The following is a 13,287-nucleotide window of genomic DNA, read 5'->3' as shown; positions in this document are numbered from 1 at the left end:
TTTACTTCGCGGGAGTGAGGGTCGCCCGGACCGTCAGCCGCTCGTCGGACTCCGGCAGGTGCACGATCAGCGCGTCCCTGTCGAATTCGGTGTGCCTGCGCCCGTCGATCTCGACCCCCTCCAGCCGCACCGAGCCCTGGGGGAGCAGGTCGGGGGAGACGCGCAGCGTGCGCGGCGCGTTGGGCAGCGGCTTGAACCACAGCGTCAGCGGCTCGCCCCTGACCAGCAGGTTCGTGTAGACGGTCGCGAGGAAGCAGAGCTCGGACGAGTGGTACATGCTCATCGAGTGGCTGCCCTTGAACCGCTCGGTGCCGAGCAGGTACGGCATGCCGTCCGCGAGCACGTTGAAGTACACCGCGCCCTCGTCGTGGTCGAGGAAGAAGGCGTTGTAGAACCCCGAGGCGCGGCGCGCCTCGTCCAGGTAGTCCGGGTTCTTGGTGGTGCCGGCCAGGATCAGGTAGGCGAGGATCGCCTGCTCCTGCTGCCACCACGCCTTGCGGTCGTGCCAGGTGAAGTCGTACCAGCGGTCGTTGTCGGCCTTGGTTCGTTCCACCACGTCGTACCATCCGCCGCGCTGCTGGTCGCTGCCGATCGCGGGCATGCGCTCGGCGATCCGCTCGGCCAGCCCCTGGTAGTCCCGCTTGCCGCGGAGCGAGTGCATCCGCATCAGGTTCCAGGCGATCTTCAGGTTGTGGCCGACGACCGCGCGGTCCTGCTGCCAGGTGTGGCCGCGGTCGGGGCTCCAGTCCTCGTTGAAGCGCTCCTGGACGAAGGGGCTGTAGTCGTCCTCGGGGAAGTGCTCCACGATGGTGTCGAAGGTGCGCTCCAGCATGTCGGCGTACTCCTCGCGACCCGTCGCGAGGTAGAGGTTGATCAGGTACGCCGGGGCGTGGTCGCCGACGGAGTTCCAGTTCTTGCGGCCGTCGTTCGGCGCGATCGACGGGTGCCGCGGGTCCATGAAGATCGGGTCGATGTGGCTGAAGTAGCCGCCGCCCTTGAAGTCACGGAAGTGGTTGTCGAACAGCCGGATGGTGCCCTCGGCGTCGCGCAGGATCCCCGGGTCGCCGTTGATCCGGTAGGTCTGCGTGGGGCCGGCGAGCGCGTAGATCTGCTCGTACATCGGGATGGCGTCGTAGTCGTCGGAGAACTCGGAGGTGAACAGCTTCTTCTCCGGGCGCCCCTCCTGGACCTCGATGCCGTGGTACCAGTAGGTCACGTTGTGCGGCAGGTCCACGAAGCGCATGTGCTCGCGCAGGTAGTCCACGCCCGCCTCGGCGACGTTGAGGTAGTCCTCGTCGCCGCTGAGCATGTAGGCCGAGGCCATGCCGTAGATCAGGCGCGAGATGGTGTCCGTCTCCTGCACGTGGCTCGCGGTCTTGCGGCCGTCGAGCCGCAGCACGGTCCGGTAGTCGCGGTAGTCGATGCCGTCGGCCCCGAACTGTGCCTTGCGGTAGAAGGCGGCGATCCGGCCGAGCTGGTGGATCCACCAGTCCGGCTCCTCGAAGCGGTAGACGTCGGCCTGCCGCCCGAGGAAGATCACGCGCTTGGCGGCGAAGGCCAGGCCGTCGGCACGCGGGGTGAACACGCCGTAGGCGAACAGATGGCGGCCGGGGACCACCATGTCGTCGCGGTGGGAACTGGCGTCGAGGTAGGGGTGCTCCAGGTTGCGCAGCACCTCGGCCGAGGTGTTGCCGTCCATGGTGACGCGGAACTCGCGGCCGTCCGCCGTGGTCAGGCTGAACGTGCCCTGGGCGTCCACCGGGGAGCCGACCCGGCCCGCCAGCAGGTCGCTGAAACGGAAGTCAATGCCGCTGGGCATTCTCTCCACCTCCGGGTATCTGGTCCTTGTAACCCTGGCTGACCTCGACGACGGTGCCGTCGGGGTCCTTCATCCACACCGAGCGCCAGCCGGGGATGAAATCGTCGAAGCAGAGCGGTCCGAGTGAGACCTGCGCCTGCGGTCCCATCTCGGCCAGGACCTGGTCGATGTCGTCGGTCTGCAGGGCGATGTGCCGCAGCGTGCCGGCGGAGGTCGGGCCGTCGCCGCCCCCAGTGCCATCCGCTGGGCCGTCCGCCGCCTGGAACAGCTCCAGGTAGGCTTCGCCCTTTCTGAGAAACATGATCTTGGTGTCGCCGACCGGGAACGTGGCGGCCCGGGTGAACCCGAACCACTTGCAGTAGAAGTCCGCGGTCGCGTCGATGTCGCGGCAGTTGAGGGCGGCGTGCGACCAGCGAAGTCCGCCGTCGTCCCGGGCCTGGCTCACCGCGCGGCCCGCCGCGCGGTCAGTTCGCCGATCAGTGCCTTGGCGAACAGGTGGGCGTGCGCGCCGCTGCGCCCGGTCACGAGGTCGCCGTCGATCACCACGTCCTCGTCCCGGTACTCCGCGCCCATGTTGAGCACGTCGCCCACCAGGTTGTTGTGGCAGGTCACCGGCCGGCCACGGACCGTCTCCGGCACCTTGGCCAGCAGCCACATGCCGTGGCAGATGACGCCCTTGAGCACCTCGGGCAGCGCGAAGGCGCGCTTCATCAGCTCGGTGGCGGGGGAGAGGTCCAGCGGCTTCTCACTGAAGCGCAGGCGGTCGGCCACCATGCCGGACGGCACGATGATCGCGTCGTAGCCGCGCAGGTCGTCGTCGGACAACCCCTCCAGCCCCCGGTCCACGACCAGCGGCGCGCGGTACTCGTGGCCGGTGAAGGTGATCTGGGACTGCCCCCACAGGCGGGTCAGCAGCTCCAGGTTCACCCCCTCCTCCGCGAACCGCCGCTGGTAGTAGAAGATCTCCGGTTCGTAGTAGTCGCTCTCCAGGAGGAGCGCGACCCTTGCTCCGCGCAGCTCAGCCACGGGAACCTCCGAGCACGAAGTCGGCGCACCGCTCGGCGATCATCTGGATCGCCGCGTGGGTGTTGCCCGAGGTGACGGCGGGCATGACGCTCGCGTCCGCGACGCGCAGCCCGGAGACCCCCCGCACCCGAAGCGTCGGGTCCACCACGGCCTCGTCGTCGATGCCCATCCGGCACGAACCGACCTGGTGGTGGTAGGTGTCGGCGCGCTTGCGGGCGAAGTCGGCCAGGGCCGCGCGGTCGGAGACGTCCGGGCCGGGCAGCAGCTCGCCGGCGAGGACCTTCGAGAAGGCCCGCGTGGCGAAGATGTCCCTGGCGATCTCCACGCCCTGGACGAGCCGGTCGAGGTCGGCTCGGTCGCCCAGGTAGTTGGGATTGATCAGGGGATCGGTGAACGGGTCGGCCGACGCCAGCCGCACCCAGCCACGGGAGGTCGGGCGGACCACGCCGGGCAGGATGCTGACCGCGTTGGGGTGCTGACGGCCGACGATGATGTCGAACGGCACGTGCACGAACGCGATCTGGATGTCGGGCGCGACCATGCCGGTCTGCGAGACGGTGAACAGCGCCGCCTCCGACAGGTTGTTGGCGCCCTGTGGCACCGGCCGCCTGGTCTCCTGGATCACGCCGGTGAGCACGTGGTTGTGGAAGTTGGCGCCGACGCCGGGAGAGTCCACCCGCAGCGGAACGCCCACTTCGCGCAGGTGCGCGGGGTCGCCGATGCCGGACAGCATCAGCAGCTTGGGGGACTCGATGGCGCCGCCGCACAGCAGCACCTCACGCCGGGCCCGAACCTGGTGCACGCCGGGATCCACGCCGGTGTCCACCGAGGACCCGGTCAGTCTGCGGCCCTCGCCGCGGTCGGGTCCCTGCGCCGACTGCCGGTACTCCACGCCCACGCACCGGTCGCCGTCGAACAGCAGCCGCATCGCCCGCGCGTTGGGGCGCAGGGTCAGCCGCTCGTGGTCGAGCACGGGCTCCAGGTAGCAGTGCATCGAGCCTTGGCGGCGTCCGCCGTCGGCGTTGATGTGGTGCCAGCCGGCGCCCAGCATCGAGGGCCCGTTGAAGTCCGAGACGCTCTGGTGTCCCAGCTCCGCGCAGGCTTCGAGGAAGGTCCTGGAGTACGGGTTGGGGTCGTGCGCCCCGGCGTTGGTGACGACCTGGGGCCCACCGGTGCCGGTGCCTTCCCAGGTCTTGTCCTCCTGGTTCTCCAGCCGCTGGAAGTACGGCAGGCAGTCCGCGTACGACCAGCCCGCCGCGCCCTGGTAGGCCCAGTTGTCGAAGTCGGAGCGGTGGCCGCGGATGTGCATCATGATGTAGAGGTTGCTGCTGCCGCCGACCAGCTTCCCGCGCGGCTCGTGCGTCTTGCGTCCCGAGAGCCCGGGCTGCGGCACGCTCTCGTAGTTCCAGTCCACCTCCGAGCCGAGCAGGGTGAACCACAACTGCGCGGCGTCCACGCCGGCCGGGATCCAGGAGTCCCCGGCCTCCAGCAGCAGCACCGAGGCGTCGCCCGACTCCGCGAGCCGCCGCGCGAGCACCGTGCCCGCCGCGCCCGCGCCGACGACGACGTAGTCGAACTCCCGTGCCGCCGCCATCACTTGTCCAGCCCGAGGGGCCCGCGGAACGGCATCGTGTCGTGGAAGTTGGCCATGTAGGCGATCCGGCCCTCCTCCAGGCGGAAGTAGTTCATCACCTCGGCCTCGATCGCCTCGCCGTTGGCGGCGACCGCGCTGATGTGCGAGACCACCCCGGCCTGGTCGCCGGAGACGACCACGTGGCGCGGCTCGTTGCGGAACGACCGGTAGATCTTCGGGAACCCGGCGACCGCCTCGCGCAGCGTGTCCTGGCCCTCCAGACGGCCGGCGATCTGCTCGTCCACCACGGCCTTCTCGGTGAACAGGTCGCACCAGCGCGACCAGTCACCGGCGTTGGCGTACTCGTAGTAACGCTCGATGGTCTGTCTCGTTGTCATAGCTCCGGGCTCCCGGGCATGGGGTCGAGGCTGTCCACGACGTACTTCCTGATCCGCAGGTGGTCGGCCGGTTCCACCACGACCTCCCAGGTCTGGTAGGCGTTGAAGCCGATCCAGACGCTCTTGGCGGCGGGCGGGTCCCAGATGCGGGCCTGCCAATTCACGACGACCTTGAGGGTGGCGGCGTTGTCGCGCCACGCGCCGACGTCCACGGACGTCACCGTGTGCTCCTCGTCGAAGAAGCGGTTCGTCACGGTCTCGTACCACTTGCGGAAGTCGTCGTGCCCGTGGGTGGGGCCCTCGGGGAAGACGAAGGTCAGGTCGTCCCCGGTGAGGTAGTCCCAGAGCGTCTCGATGTCGTCGTGCCGGTCGAGCGCCCGGTACCAGGCGGCCACCCACTCCTGCACGGTCTTGTCGGCCGGCGCCGGTCTCGTCACGTTGATCATTCCTTTCCGGTCGGGGTCATCGGCCCGGCTCCACGAGCACGTCCACCAGGAAGGGCTCGTCGTCGGCGAGCATCCGCTTGACGGCCGGGCCGACGTCGTCGGGGGACGCGACGCGCGCGGCCGGTACGCCCAGGCCGCGGGCGATGTCGGAGAACCCGATGGGCAGGCCGCTCAGGTCGAAGGAGGACGGGAAGCGGTGGGGGGCGACGCCGCGTTCGCGCCAGTAGACCGAGATGTTGTCGTTGAGCAGTTCGTACTTGCCGTTGTTGCAGACCACGAACTTGGCGCCGATGCCCTGGTGCGCGGCGGTCCACAGCGCCTGGATCGTGTACATGCTGCCGCCGTCGCCGGTGAAGCCGATGACCACGTCGTCCGGCATGGCGAGCTTGATCCCGACCGCGCCCGGGATCCCCACGCCCAGCGAACCGCCCCTGGTGAGGTAATACCGGCCGGGGCTGCGCGGCGGGAAGTGCCGCACCAGCGCGGGGCCGGAGGTCAGCGCCTCGTCGAAGATGACCGGGTCGGGGGTCTGGGCGGCCAGCTCGGCCAGGAACCGCTCGTAGACCTCGCCGCCGGTCGTCGCGGCCGGAGCCGCCGCGGGCGGCACGACGGCGGGCGTAACGCCCCGCCGTACCAGCTCCGCGCCGAGGGCGGTGAGGGTGGCGCGCGGGTCGGCGACCAGGCCGAGGTCCACCGGGTGGTTCTTGCCGATCTCGTAGGCGTTCAGGTCGATGTGCACGACCTTGGCGCCCTTCGCGAACGGCGAGCCGATCAGCGGGAACACCTCAGGGAACACATAGGTGCCGACGATGAGCACCGCGTCCGCCTCCCGCACGGCCGCGGCGCTCACCTCCCCGAACATGTGCCCGAGCGGCCCTCGGTGCAGCGGGTGCGCCGCGTCGAGGTTCACCACCGAGGTGTCGGCCAGCCACACCCGCGCGCCGAGCAGCTCGGCGATGCGGGCGAGTTCCGGCTGGGCGTCGGACTCGGCGACCCCGTCGCCCGCCAGGATCACCGGCCGCTCCGCGCCCGCGAGCAGGCCGGCGGCGGCGTCGATCAGTTCGGGGACGGGCACCGTACGGGTCTGTGGGATCGTGGTGGGCACCACGATCTCGTCGTTGGGCGCGTCGAGGATGTCGAGGGGGAGCGACACGAAGACCGGGCCGCACGGCGGGGTGGTCGCGATCTTGACGGCGCGGCGGAACACCCGCAGCACGGACCCGGGGTCGATGACCCTGGTCGCGAACTTGGTGACCGGCCGCGCCATCCCCACCAGATCGGCGGCCATCTGCGCGTCGAAGGCGTCGTAGCGCACGCCCGCCTCGCCGGCGACCACCACGAGCGGCGCGTGGCCGCGCATGGCCTGGTAGAGCATGCCGATGCCGTTGCCCAGCCCCACCCCCGAGTGGAGCTGCACGAACGTGGGCTTCCTGGTGGCGCGGGCATAGCCGTCGGCCATGCCGACCACCGGCGCCTCGGCCAGGCCGAGGACGTAGCGGAACCCCTCGGCGGCGTCCAGGGCGTCGAGCAGTCCCTGCTCGACGGTGCCCGGGTTGCCGAACACCGTCGTCATCCCGTCGGCCCGTAGCTGCTCCAGCAGCGCGGCCGTTCCGGTGCGGGGGGAGGCCATGGTCACCAGCCGTAACGCCGCAGGCCGTTTTCCAGCACCGCGACCATCTTCTCGCCGGTCGTGATCGAGTCCGGCGTGGACCGCCCGGTGATGAACGGGTAGTCGACGATCACGGAGATGGGGTGCCCCACGTTGCCGTGGTACCGGCCCTCGGGGCCGGTGGCGTCGCGCAGGATGTACTCCAGCGGGTACGGCGGCGGCCCCATGTTGAAGTCGACGCCGAGGAAGCCGGTGCCGTCCTTGTAGTCGTACTCCTTGCAGTGCCCGGTGACGTGCTTGCCCCAGATGATGCTCTTGCGGCCGTCCCAGTCACGGGCGAAGGCCAGGCACGCGACGCCGTAGCACTCGGCCCCGATCGGCTTGCCCGCCTCCAGGAAGGCCAGGATGAGCGCGTGCACGCGCTCGTTGTTGGCGAGGTCGGCGATCGGGCCGCTGCCGCCGACGATCAGCATCGCGTCGTACTCGGCGATGCTGCGCTGCAGCTCGGTCAGCGCCCGGTGGTAGGCCTCCAGGTCGCGCAGGTATCCCGGCGCGCTCATGTAGGGCCGCTCGGGAGCCCAGGCGGAGATGTCCAGAGGCTTGACCAGCCGGTCGGACTCGTCCACCTCGCGCACCAGCCTGGCCATCTCCTCGGTGGTCACCGAGCGGCCGAGCGGGGGGTCGAGATAGGCGGCGTCCATGCTCGGCGGCAGCGCGTGCGGCCTGCGCCCGCGCGGCGTGGCGATCACCGACTCGTAGCCCTGGCGGTCGAAGACGCCGAGCGGCCCGACGAGTTCCTCGCCCCAATAACCGAATTCAGACACGACGACGAGAATCTTTCTGGACACGCGAACTCCCCGGTGTCGATTGCTTGTCGCGGATCGGCCCCGCTCTTATATGACGCCTACCGTGGGCGGCGGCCGGCCGATCGCAATGTCGCCCCCGCGGCGGCCGAATGCAATGCCGGGCGACGGCGGGAGCGCCACTTGATTACCTGAAAACTGCTACTTGATGACCTGTCAGCGGGATTTTCTCGTAGTCAGTCGGAGACGAGGACCGCGGTCTGCCGCCAGATGAGCCCGTCCTTGAGCACCCAGGTGCCGACGTCCTTGTGCACGTCGTCGCCGATGCCGATCTTGGCGTAGTACAGGATCAGGTCCTCGGTGCCCTCCGCCATCATGATCTCTTCGATTCGCGGGTCCAGCTTGAGGTATTCGGCGAAGAACTCGCGGATCTCGGCCTTTCCGCGGGCGGTGGCGCCGGGACGCATTACGACGGCGTCTTCGTGGTAGTTGCGCATCATCGCGTCGAGGTCGTGCGCTTTGAGCTGCCCGATCTGCTTGTCAAGCAGGGCCGGAAGTACGATCGCGGGCATTTGGTTCTCCCATGGGGCTCGGTTGTGTGCTTTCTCACGGAAACCGATCCACATGGGAGCTGTCCAGGAACGGCGGAATACTTGCGGAGGTTCGTCGCTACACTCTCGCTACTTGTCGGTGCTCCGACCGCTCTTCCAGGGCGAGCGCGGCGATGAGGATCACGGCGATGAGCACGAGCTGCCCGGCGGCGGTGACGAGCCCGACCGGGACGGTCGCGAGGATCAGGACGGCGGTCACCGTGCGGATGGCCCTGCCCGGCAGGGCGAGCGCCAGGCGGAACGCCACCGAGCCGAGCAGGTACAGCGCGACGCCGCCGGCCAGGGCGATTTGGGCGCCGCCGGTGAGCGGGTCGCCGGGGTGGGCGACGGCCTTCTTCAGGCCGGCGGACAGTGCGATGATGCCGAGCAGGATCGGCACGTGGGCGTAGAAGAATCCGAAGAGCACCATCCGGGTGCGGCGGACCTGGTCGGTGACGCGCGTCAGCGCGTCCTCCGCGCGTTCCAGGTCGATGTGGAAGTAGGCCCACCACAGGCTGGCGCTGAGCGCCAGGCCCACCAGCGCGGTGGCCACGGCCGGGACGCTGAGCTCGCCGCCGTTGTCCTCGATGCCGACGGCCACGGCGACGATGGACTCACCGAGGGCGATGATGACCACCAGGCCGTGCCGTTCGGCCACGTGCCCGGGGTGTAACGGGAAGCCCTCCTGCCCGGTGATGTACGGCGAGGTCCACATCACCAGCAGCGCGGCGACCCACATCCCGTACTTCGGCAGGCCGGTCATGCCGGAGGCGATGAGGATGAGCACCGCGCCGGTGAGGTTGGCGGCGAACATCCGCAGGAACCGCCAGGTCGACTGGAGGTACATCAGCCCGTGGACGATGACGACCACGAACAGGCCGACGGCGAAGCCGACGCCCTCGTCCACGAAGGACTCGGGGACGGCCAGTGCGATGATCAGCCACCCGGCCATGGCGGCGAGCATGAACATGCGGCGGGTGACGCGGATGGGCGGGACGGCGTTGGTCACCCAGGCGTAGCTGGCGAACATCCACCAGATCACGCCGAACATCAGGAGCACCTGCGGGGCGGTGGTGAAGTCGGCGGCGAGCAGGACGGTGAGCTGGGTGGCGGTGAACACGAAAACGAGGTCGAAGAACAGCTCAAGTGTGGAAACCCGCAGTTCTTCGTGGTCCGGGGTGGGCGTGACGCGCTCTGCGAACCAGGTCGGCAGTCGGAGGTCCATGCCGGGATTCTCGTCCGGTCCGGGCGTAAGGCCAATGCCGGGGCGGAGATTTCTCAACAGTATCCGGCTGACGTCATGAAGTCGCGCATTCTAGCCAACCAAGTGCCCCGGCGGGGCAAACTCGCCATTGCCGCCCCGCACCCCTCCGTCCATTGTGGTGGCGAAGTGCCGCAGGGAAGGGTGAAGCACCATGGCGGACGTACTCATTCTGATGACCAAGGCCAAGACCCTCGGTCTCCTCGACGGCAGACAACACGCTTCGGGATTCTGGGCCGAGGAGTTCGTCGTGCCGTACGAACGCCTTGTCCAGGAAGGCTATGACGTCGACATCGCGACGATCGGCGGAGAGGCCCCCACACCGGACCAGGGCAGCCTTACCCCCTTCGTGGTCGGCCTGACCCGGCCCAAGGGCTCGCCGGACCACGACGAGGCCAACGTCGCCCACTACAACGACGTCATCGGCTCTCTCGCCGCACTGCGGGAGCCCATGAACGTCGCCGACATCACCAAGGAGAAGCTGGCCGGCTACGCGGGGGTCTACATCTCCGGCGGCCACGGGGCCATGGAGGACCTGCCCCACGACGCGGCGATGACCGGCGTCGTCCGCTGGATCCTCGAACTCGGCAAGCCGCTCGCCGTCGTGTGCCACGGCCAGTCGGCGCTGCTGCCGCTGCGCAACTCCGAAGGGCGCTGGCCGCTGGAGGGCGTGCGCATGACCGCATTCTCCCACGACGAGGAGATGGTCACGGAAATGGCGGGACAGTTGCCATTCGTCCTTCAGATCGAACTGGAGCGACTGGGCGCCAGGTATGAAAAGTCCGACGTGATCTGGGGATCTCACGTCGTCGAAGATGGAAATATCATCACAGGTCAGAACCCATACTCCTCCACGGCGCTCGCAGAGGCATTCGTGAAGCGCCTGGCCGGTTAATCGACGGGGCGAAGAGGAAATGCGAATCTCGCTCACTGTCAATGGGTCCGTCGTTTCGACGGAAGTGACTCCGCAGGTCCTGCTCGTCGACCTGCTCAGAGAGACCTGCGGCCTGACCGGCGCCAAGGTCGGCTGCGGTACAGGTCAATGCGGCTCATGCGTGGTGCGGGTGGGGGACCGCTCGGTCAAGAGCTGCCAGATGCTCGCCGTACAGGCGGACGGCACCGAGGTGACCACCGTCGAGGGGGTCGCGAACGGGAGCCTGACCGCCCTTCAGGAGGCCCTCTGGGAGGAGCACGGCGCCCAGTGCGGCTTCTGCACGCCGGGGATGACGATGTCCCTGCTCGACCTCCTCGAACACGAGTCCGCGCCCGACGAGGAGGCCATCCGCGCCTGGCTGGCCGGGAACATGTGCCGGTGCACCGGCTACAACGCGGTAGTCCGCGCCGTTCAGACAGCCGTGAAGGGCACGACATGACCACCGAGACCACCACTGGCGCGTTCGGAACGGGACTGAAGGACCGCGAAGGCCCCGCGATGGTCCGCGGGGCGACGAAGTTCACCAGCGACCTCACACTGCCGGGCATGCTGCACCTGGAGTTCGTCCGCAGCGAGCACGGCCACGCCCGCATCGACGCGATCGACACCGCGCGGGCGGCCGAGATGCCCGGGGTGGTGGACATCGTCACCGGCGCGGACCTCGCGGGCAAGCTCATGCCGCTGCCCTGCATCTGGATCCCCGGCGGCGTGGAAAGCCATTTCCCGCCGCATCCCTACGGGCTGCCGGGCGCGGGGACCGTGCTGGCCGAGGACCGGGTGCGCTTCATCGGCGAGCCGGTGGCCGCCGTCGTGGCGGAGACGGCCGTGCAGGCCAGGGAGGCCGCGCTGCGGGTGCGTGTGGACTACACGCCGCTGCCGGCCGTCACCCGGCCCGAGCAGGCCCTGGCCGAGGGGGCGCCGCAACTGCACGACGCGGTGCCCGGCAACCTCAACGCGCGCTGGACGTGCGGCGACGCCGACGCGACCGACGCGGCCATCGCGGCCGCGGAGGTCGTCGTCGAACTCGACCTGTACAACCAGCGCACCATCAACAACCCGATGGAGCCCAGGGCGGCGCTCGGCGCCTACGACCCGATCACGGACGACTACACGCTCTATGCAACGACCCAGTCGCCGCACAACCACCGGTTCCTGCTGTCCGCGCTGGTCCTCGGCATCCCGTTCAACAAGCTCAGGGTGATCGCGCCGCCCATCGGGGGGAGTTTCGGCACCAAGGGCTACCTCTACCCGGACATGCCCCTGGTCCTCTTCCTGGCCAAGCGGCTCGGCCGCCCGGTGAAGTGGACCGACACCAGGGAGGGCCTGATGCGCTCCACGGTGCAGGGCCGCGACCACACGCAGCACGTCACCATCGCGGGCACCCGCGACGGGCGGATCACCGCGCTGCGCTGCACCAGCCACGCCAACCTGGGGGCCTACCCCTCCACCATCGGCCCCGGTGTCGCCACCGCGCTGATGGGCAGGAGCATCACCGGCCCGTACGCCATCCCCAGCGCGTTCTGCGAGGTCTATGCGGTGTTCACCAACACCGTGCCGCTCGGGGCCCAGCGCGGCTCGGGGCGGGCCGAGGCCACGACGATCACCGAGCGCGCCATGGACCTGTTCGCGGCGGAGATCGGGGTCGACCCGGCCGAGGTCCGGCTGCGCAACATGGTGCCGCCCGACCGTTTCCCCTACGACAACGGCCTGGGCTGGACCTACGACTCCGGCGACTACCCGGCCGCGCTGCGGCGGGCGCTGGAGATGGCCGGCTATCCCAAGGCCGAGGTGCTGCGCCGCGAGGCGCGCGACCGGGGCAAGCTGCTCGGGGTCGGCATCGGCTCCTTCGTGGCCGTCTGCGGCGTCGGGCCGTCCACCCGGATGCGGGACGAGGGCATGCTCGGCGGCACCTGGGAGGGCGCCAACATCCGCGTCCAACCCAACGGCGAGGTCGCGCTGTGCATCGGCTCCACCTCGACCGGGCAGAGCCACCGGACCACGTTCGCGCAGATCGTCGCCGACGAGCTGGGCATCGACGTGGAGACGGTGGTGGTGTTCCAGTCGGACACGCAGCGCGCGCCGTACGGGCAGGGCACCTATGGCAGCCGCTCCTACAGCGTCGCGGGACCGGCGATCGCCCTGGCCGCACGGCAGATCATCGCCAAGATGAAGACCGCCGCGGCGCACTTCATGGGCGTCCCCGAGGACAGCGTCGTCTACGAGGCGGGAACGTTCTCGGTGCCGGGTGACAAGGACGCGGTCAAGTCGTTCCAGGACATCGCGATGGCCGTCTGGTACGGCTGGGCCCTGCCCGCCGGCATGGAGCCCGCGCTCGACGCGACCACCTTCTTCGACCCGCCGGACTTCAACTATCCCTTCGGCTCGCACGTGGCCGTCGTGGAGATCGACGAGGAGACCGGCAAGGTGGACGTCGTCCGGTACGTGGCCGTCAACGACGTCGGCCCGATCGGCAACCCGCTGGTGGTCACCGGCCAGTTCGAGGGCAGCATCGTGCACGGCCTGGGCCAGGCGCTGATGGAGGAGGCCCGCTACGACGAAGACGGGCGTCTGCTCACCGCCGACCTCCTCGGCTACGCCATGCCGCGCGCCGCCGACGTGCCGAACTTCGACCTGGACAACACGGTCACCCCCACGCCGCACAACCCGCTCGGGGTCAAGGGCGCCGGGGAGATCGCGACCGTCCCGGTGACGGCCGCCGTGGCCAACGCCGTCTGCGACGCCCTGCGCGACTACGGCGTGCGGCACGTCGACATGCCGTTCACGGCGGAGAAGATCTGGCGCGTCATCAGAGATGCAAAAGGATGATC

General features: G+C 69.3%; 13 protein-coding genes. 3 read left to right on the top strand and 10 right to left on the bottom strand.

From position 1 onward, the window contains the following. Position 1: 1 nt before the first annotated feature. From P3X83_RS05560 to P3X83_RS05515, 10 genes are all read right to left on the bottom strand, one after another. Positions 2–1,819 carry an AGE family epimerase/isomerase gene (locus P3X83_RS05560; protein WP_277303772.1) on the bottom strand — a complete coding sequence of 606 codons (1,818 nt, stop codon included), beginning with the start codon at positions 1,817–1,819 and terminating at the stop codon, positions 2–4. After that, on the bottom strand, positions 1,803–2,264 hold the full coding sequence (locus tag P3X83_RS05555; protein ID WP_277303771.1) for a VOC family protein: 462 nt from the start codon (positions 2,262–2,264) through the stop codon (positions 1,803–1,805). Before P3X83_RS05555 ends, P3X83_RS05560 begins: the two co-directional genes overlap by 17 nt. Further along, entirely contained in the window at positions 2,261–2,845 is a 585-nt protein-coding gene (locus P3X83_RS05550) for a DJ-1/PfpI family protein (protein WP_277303770.1), read from the bottom strand. The genes P3X83_RS05555 and P3X83_RS05550 overlap by 4 nt, the downstream gene beginning before the upstream one ends. Next, the gene (locus P3X83_RS05545) at positions 2,838–4,439 is read right to left on the bottom strand and encodes a GMC oxidoreductase (protein ID WP_277303769.1); all 1,602 of its coding nucleotides are present in this window, start codon (positions 4,437–4,439) and stop codon (positions 2,838–2,840) included. The genes P3X83_RS05550 and P3X83_RS05545 overlap by 8 nt, the downstream gene beginning before the upstream one ends. Then, the gene (locus tag P3X83_RS05540; RefSeq protein ID WP_277303768.1) at positions 4,439–4,816 is read right to left on the bottom strand and encodes a nuclear transport factor 2 family protein; all 378 of its coding nucleotides are present in this window, start codon (positions 4,814–4,816) and stop codon (positions 4,439–4,441) included. Before P3X83_RS05540 ends, P3X83_RS05545 begins: the two co-directional genes overlap by 1 nt. Further along, positions 4,813–5,253: a nuclear transport factor 2 family protein gene (locus P3X83_RS05535; RefSeq protein WP_277303767.1), complete on the bottom strand. Its 441-nt coding sequence runs from the start codon at positions 5,251–5,253 to the stop codon at positions 4,813–4,815. Before P3X83_RS05535 ends, P3X83_RS05540 begins: the two co-directional genes overlap by 4 nt. Before the next feature lie 25 nt (positions 5,254–5,278). Next, positions 5,279–6,892 carry a thiamine pyrophosphate-binding protein gene (locus P3X83_RS05530; RefSeq protein ID WP_277303766.1) on the bottom strand — a complete coding sequence of 538 codons (1,614 nt, stop codon included), beginning with the start codon at positions 6,890–6,892 and terminating at the stop codon, positions 5,279–5,281. A 2-nt stretch (positions 6,893–6,894) separates the two neighbouring features. Next, on the bottom strand, positions 6,895–7,695 hold the full coding sequence (locus P3X83_RS05525) for a type 1 glutamine amidotransferase domain-containing protein (protein ID WP_277303765.1): 801 nt from the start codon (positions 7,693–7,695) through the stop codon (positions 6,895–6,897). A 215-nt stretch (positions 7,696–7,910) separates the two neighbouring features. Further along, positions 7,911–8,246, bottom strand: coding sequence for a nuclear transport factor 2 family protein (locus tag P3X83_RS05520; protein WP_277303764.1), 336 nt, complete (start codon positions 8,244–8,246; stop codon positions 7,911–7,913). A 97-nt stretch (positions 8,247–8,343) separates the two neighbouring features. After that, positions 8,344–9,489, bottom strand: coding sequence for a low temperature requirement protein A (locus P3X83_RS05515; protein WP_277303763.1), 1,146 nt, complete (start codon positions 9,487–9,489; stop codon positions 8,344–8,346). Positions 9,490–9,679: 190 nt separating this feature from the next. Between P3X83_RS05515 and P3X83_RS05510 the strand changes: the two genes are divergently transcribed. Genes P3X83_RS05510 through P3X83_RS05500 form a run of 3 tightly spaced genes read left to right on the top strand, consistent with a single transcriptional unit; the run spans position 9,680 to position 13,285 of the window. Continuing rightward, complete coding sequence (locus tag P3X83_RS05510) at positions 9,680–10,420, top strand: type 1 glutamine amidotransferase domain-containing protein (protein WP_277303762.1); 741 nt, start codon at positions 9,680–9,682, stop codon at positions 10,418–10,420. Positions 10,421–10,439: 19 nt separating this feature from the next. Continuing rightward, positions 10,440–10,898: a (2Fe-2S)-binding protein gene (locus P3X83_RS05505; protein ID WP_277303761.1), complete on the top strand. Its 459-nt coding sequence runs from the start codon at positions 10,440–10,442 to the stop codon at positions 10,896–10,898. Further along, on the top strand, positions 10,895–13,285 hold the full coding sequence (locus tag P3X83_RS05500; RefSeq protein ID WP_277303760.1) for a xanthine dehydrogenase family protein molybdopterin-binding subunit: 2,391 nt from the start codon (positions 10,895–10,897) through the stop codon (positions 13,283–13,285). Before P3X83_RS05505 ends, P3X83_RS05500 begins: the two co-directional genes overlap by 4 nt. The last annotated feature ends 2 nt before the right edge of the window (positions 13,286–13,287 follow it).

It is taken from the genome of Spongiactinospora sp. TRM90649, assembly GCF_029382225.1.
In the GTDB taxonomy this organism is placed as follows: domain Bacteria; phylum Actinomycetota; class Actinomycetes; order Streptosporangiales; family Streptosporangiaceae; genus Spongiactinospora.
The sequence above is the reverse complement of the archived record's forward strand: the minus strand, read 5'-3'. Positions and strand labels throughout refer to the sequence as shown.

Bases quoted from the DNA above. Each gene is read 5' to 3' on its own strand.
- P3X83_RS05500 (WP_277303760.1), top strand. From the start codon at position 10,895: ATGACCACCGAGACCACCACTGGCGCGTTCGGAACGGGACTGAAGGAC.
- P3X83_RS05530 (WP_277303766.1), bottom strand. From the start codon at position 6,892: ATGGCCTCCCCCCGCACCGGAACGGCCGCGCTGCTGGAGCAGCTACGG.
- P3X83_RS05510 (WP_277303762.1), top strand. From the start codon at position 9,680: ATGGCGGACGTACTCATTCTGATGACCAAGGCCAAGACCCTCGGTCTC.
- P3X83_RS05520 (WP_277303764.1), bottom strand. From the start codon at position 8,246: ATGCCCGCGATCGTACTTCCGGCCCTGCTTGACAAGCAGATCGGGCAG.
- P3X83_RS05515 (WP_277303763.1), bottom strand. From the start codon at position 9,489: ATGGACCTCCGACTGCCGACCTGGTTCGCAGAGCGCGTCACGCCCACC.
- P3X83_RS05505 (WP_277303761.1), top strand. From the start codon at position 10,440: ATGCGAATCTCGCTCACTGTCAATGGGTCCGTCGTTTCGACGGAAGTG.
- P3X83_RS05560 (WP_277303772.1), bottom strand. From the start codon at position 1,819: ATGCCCAGCGGCATTGACTTCCGTTTCAGCGACCTGCTGGCGGGCCGG.
- P3X83_RS05545 (WP_277303769.1), bottom strand. From the start codon at position 4,439: ATGGCGGCGGCACGGGAGTTCGACTACGTCGTCGTCGGCGCGGGCGCG.
- P3X83_RS05540 (WP_277303768.1), bottom strand. From the start codon at position 4,816: ATGACAACGAGACAGACCATCGAGCGTTACTACGAGTACGCCAACGCC.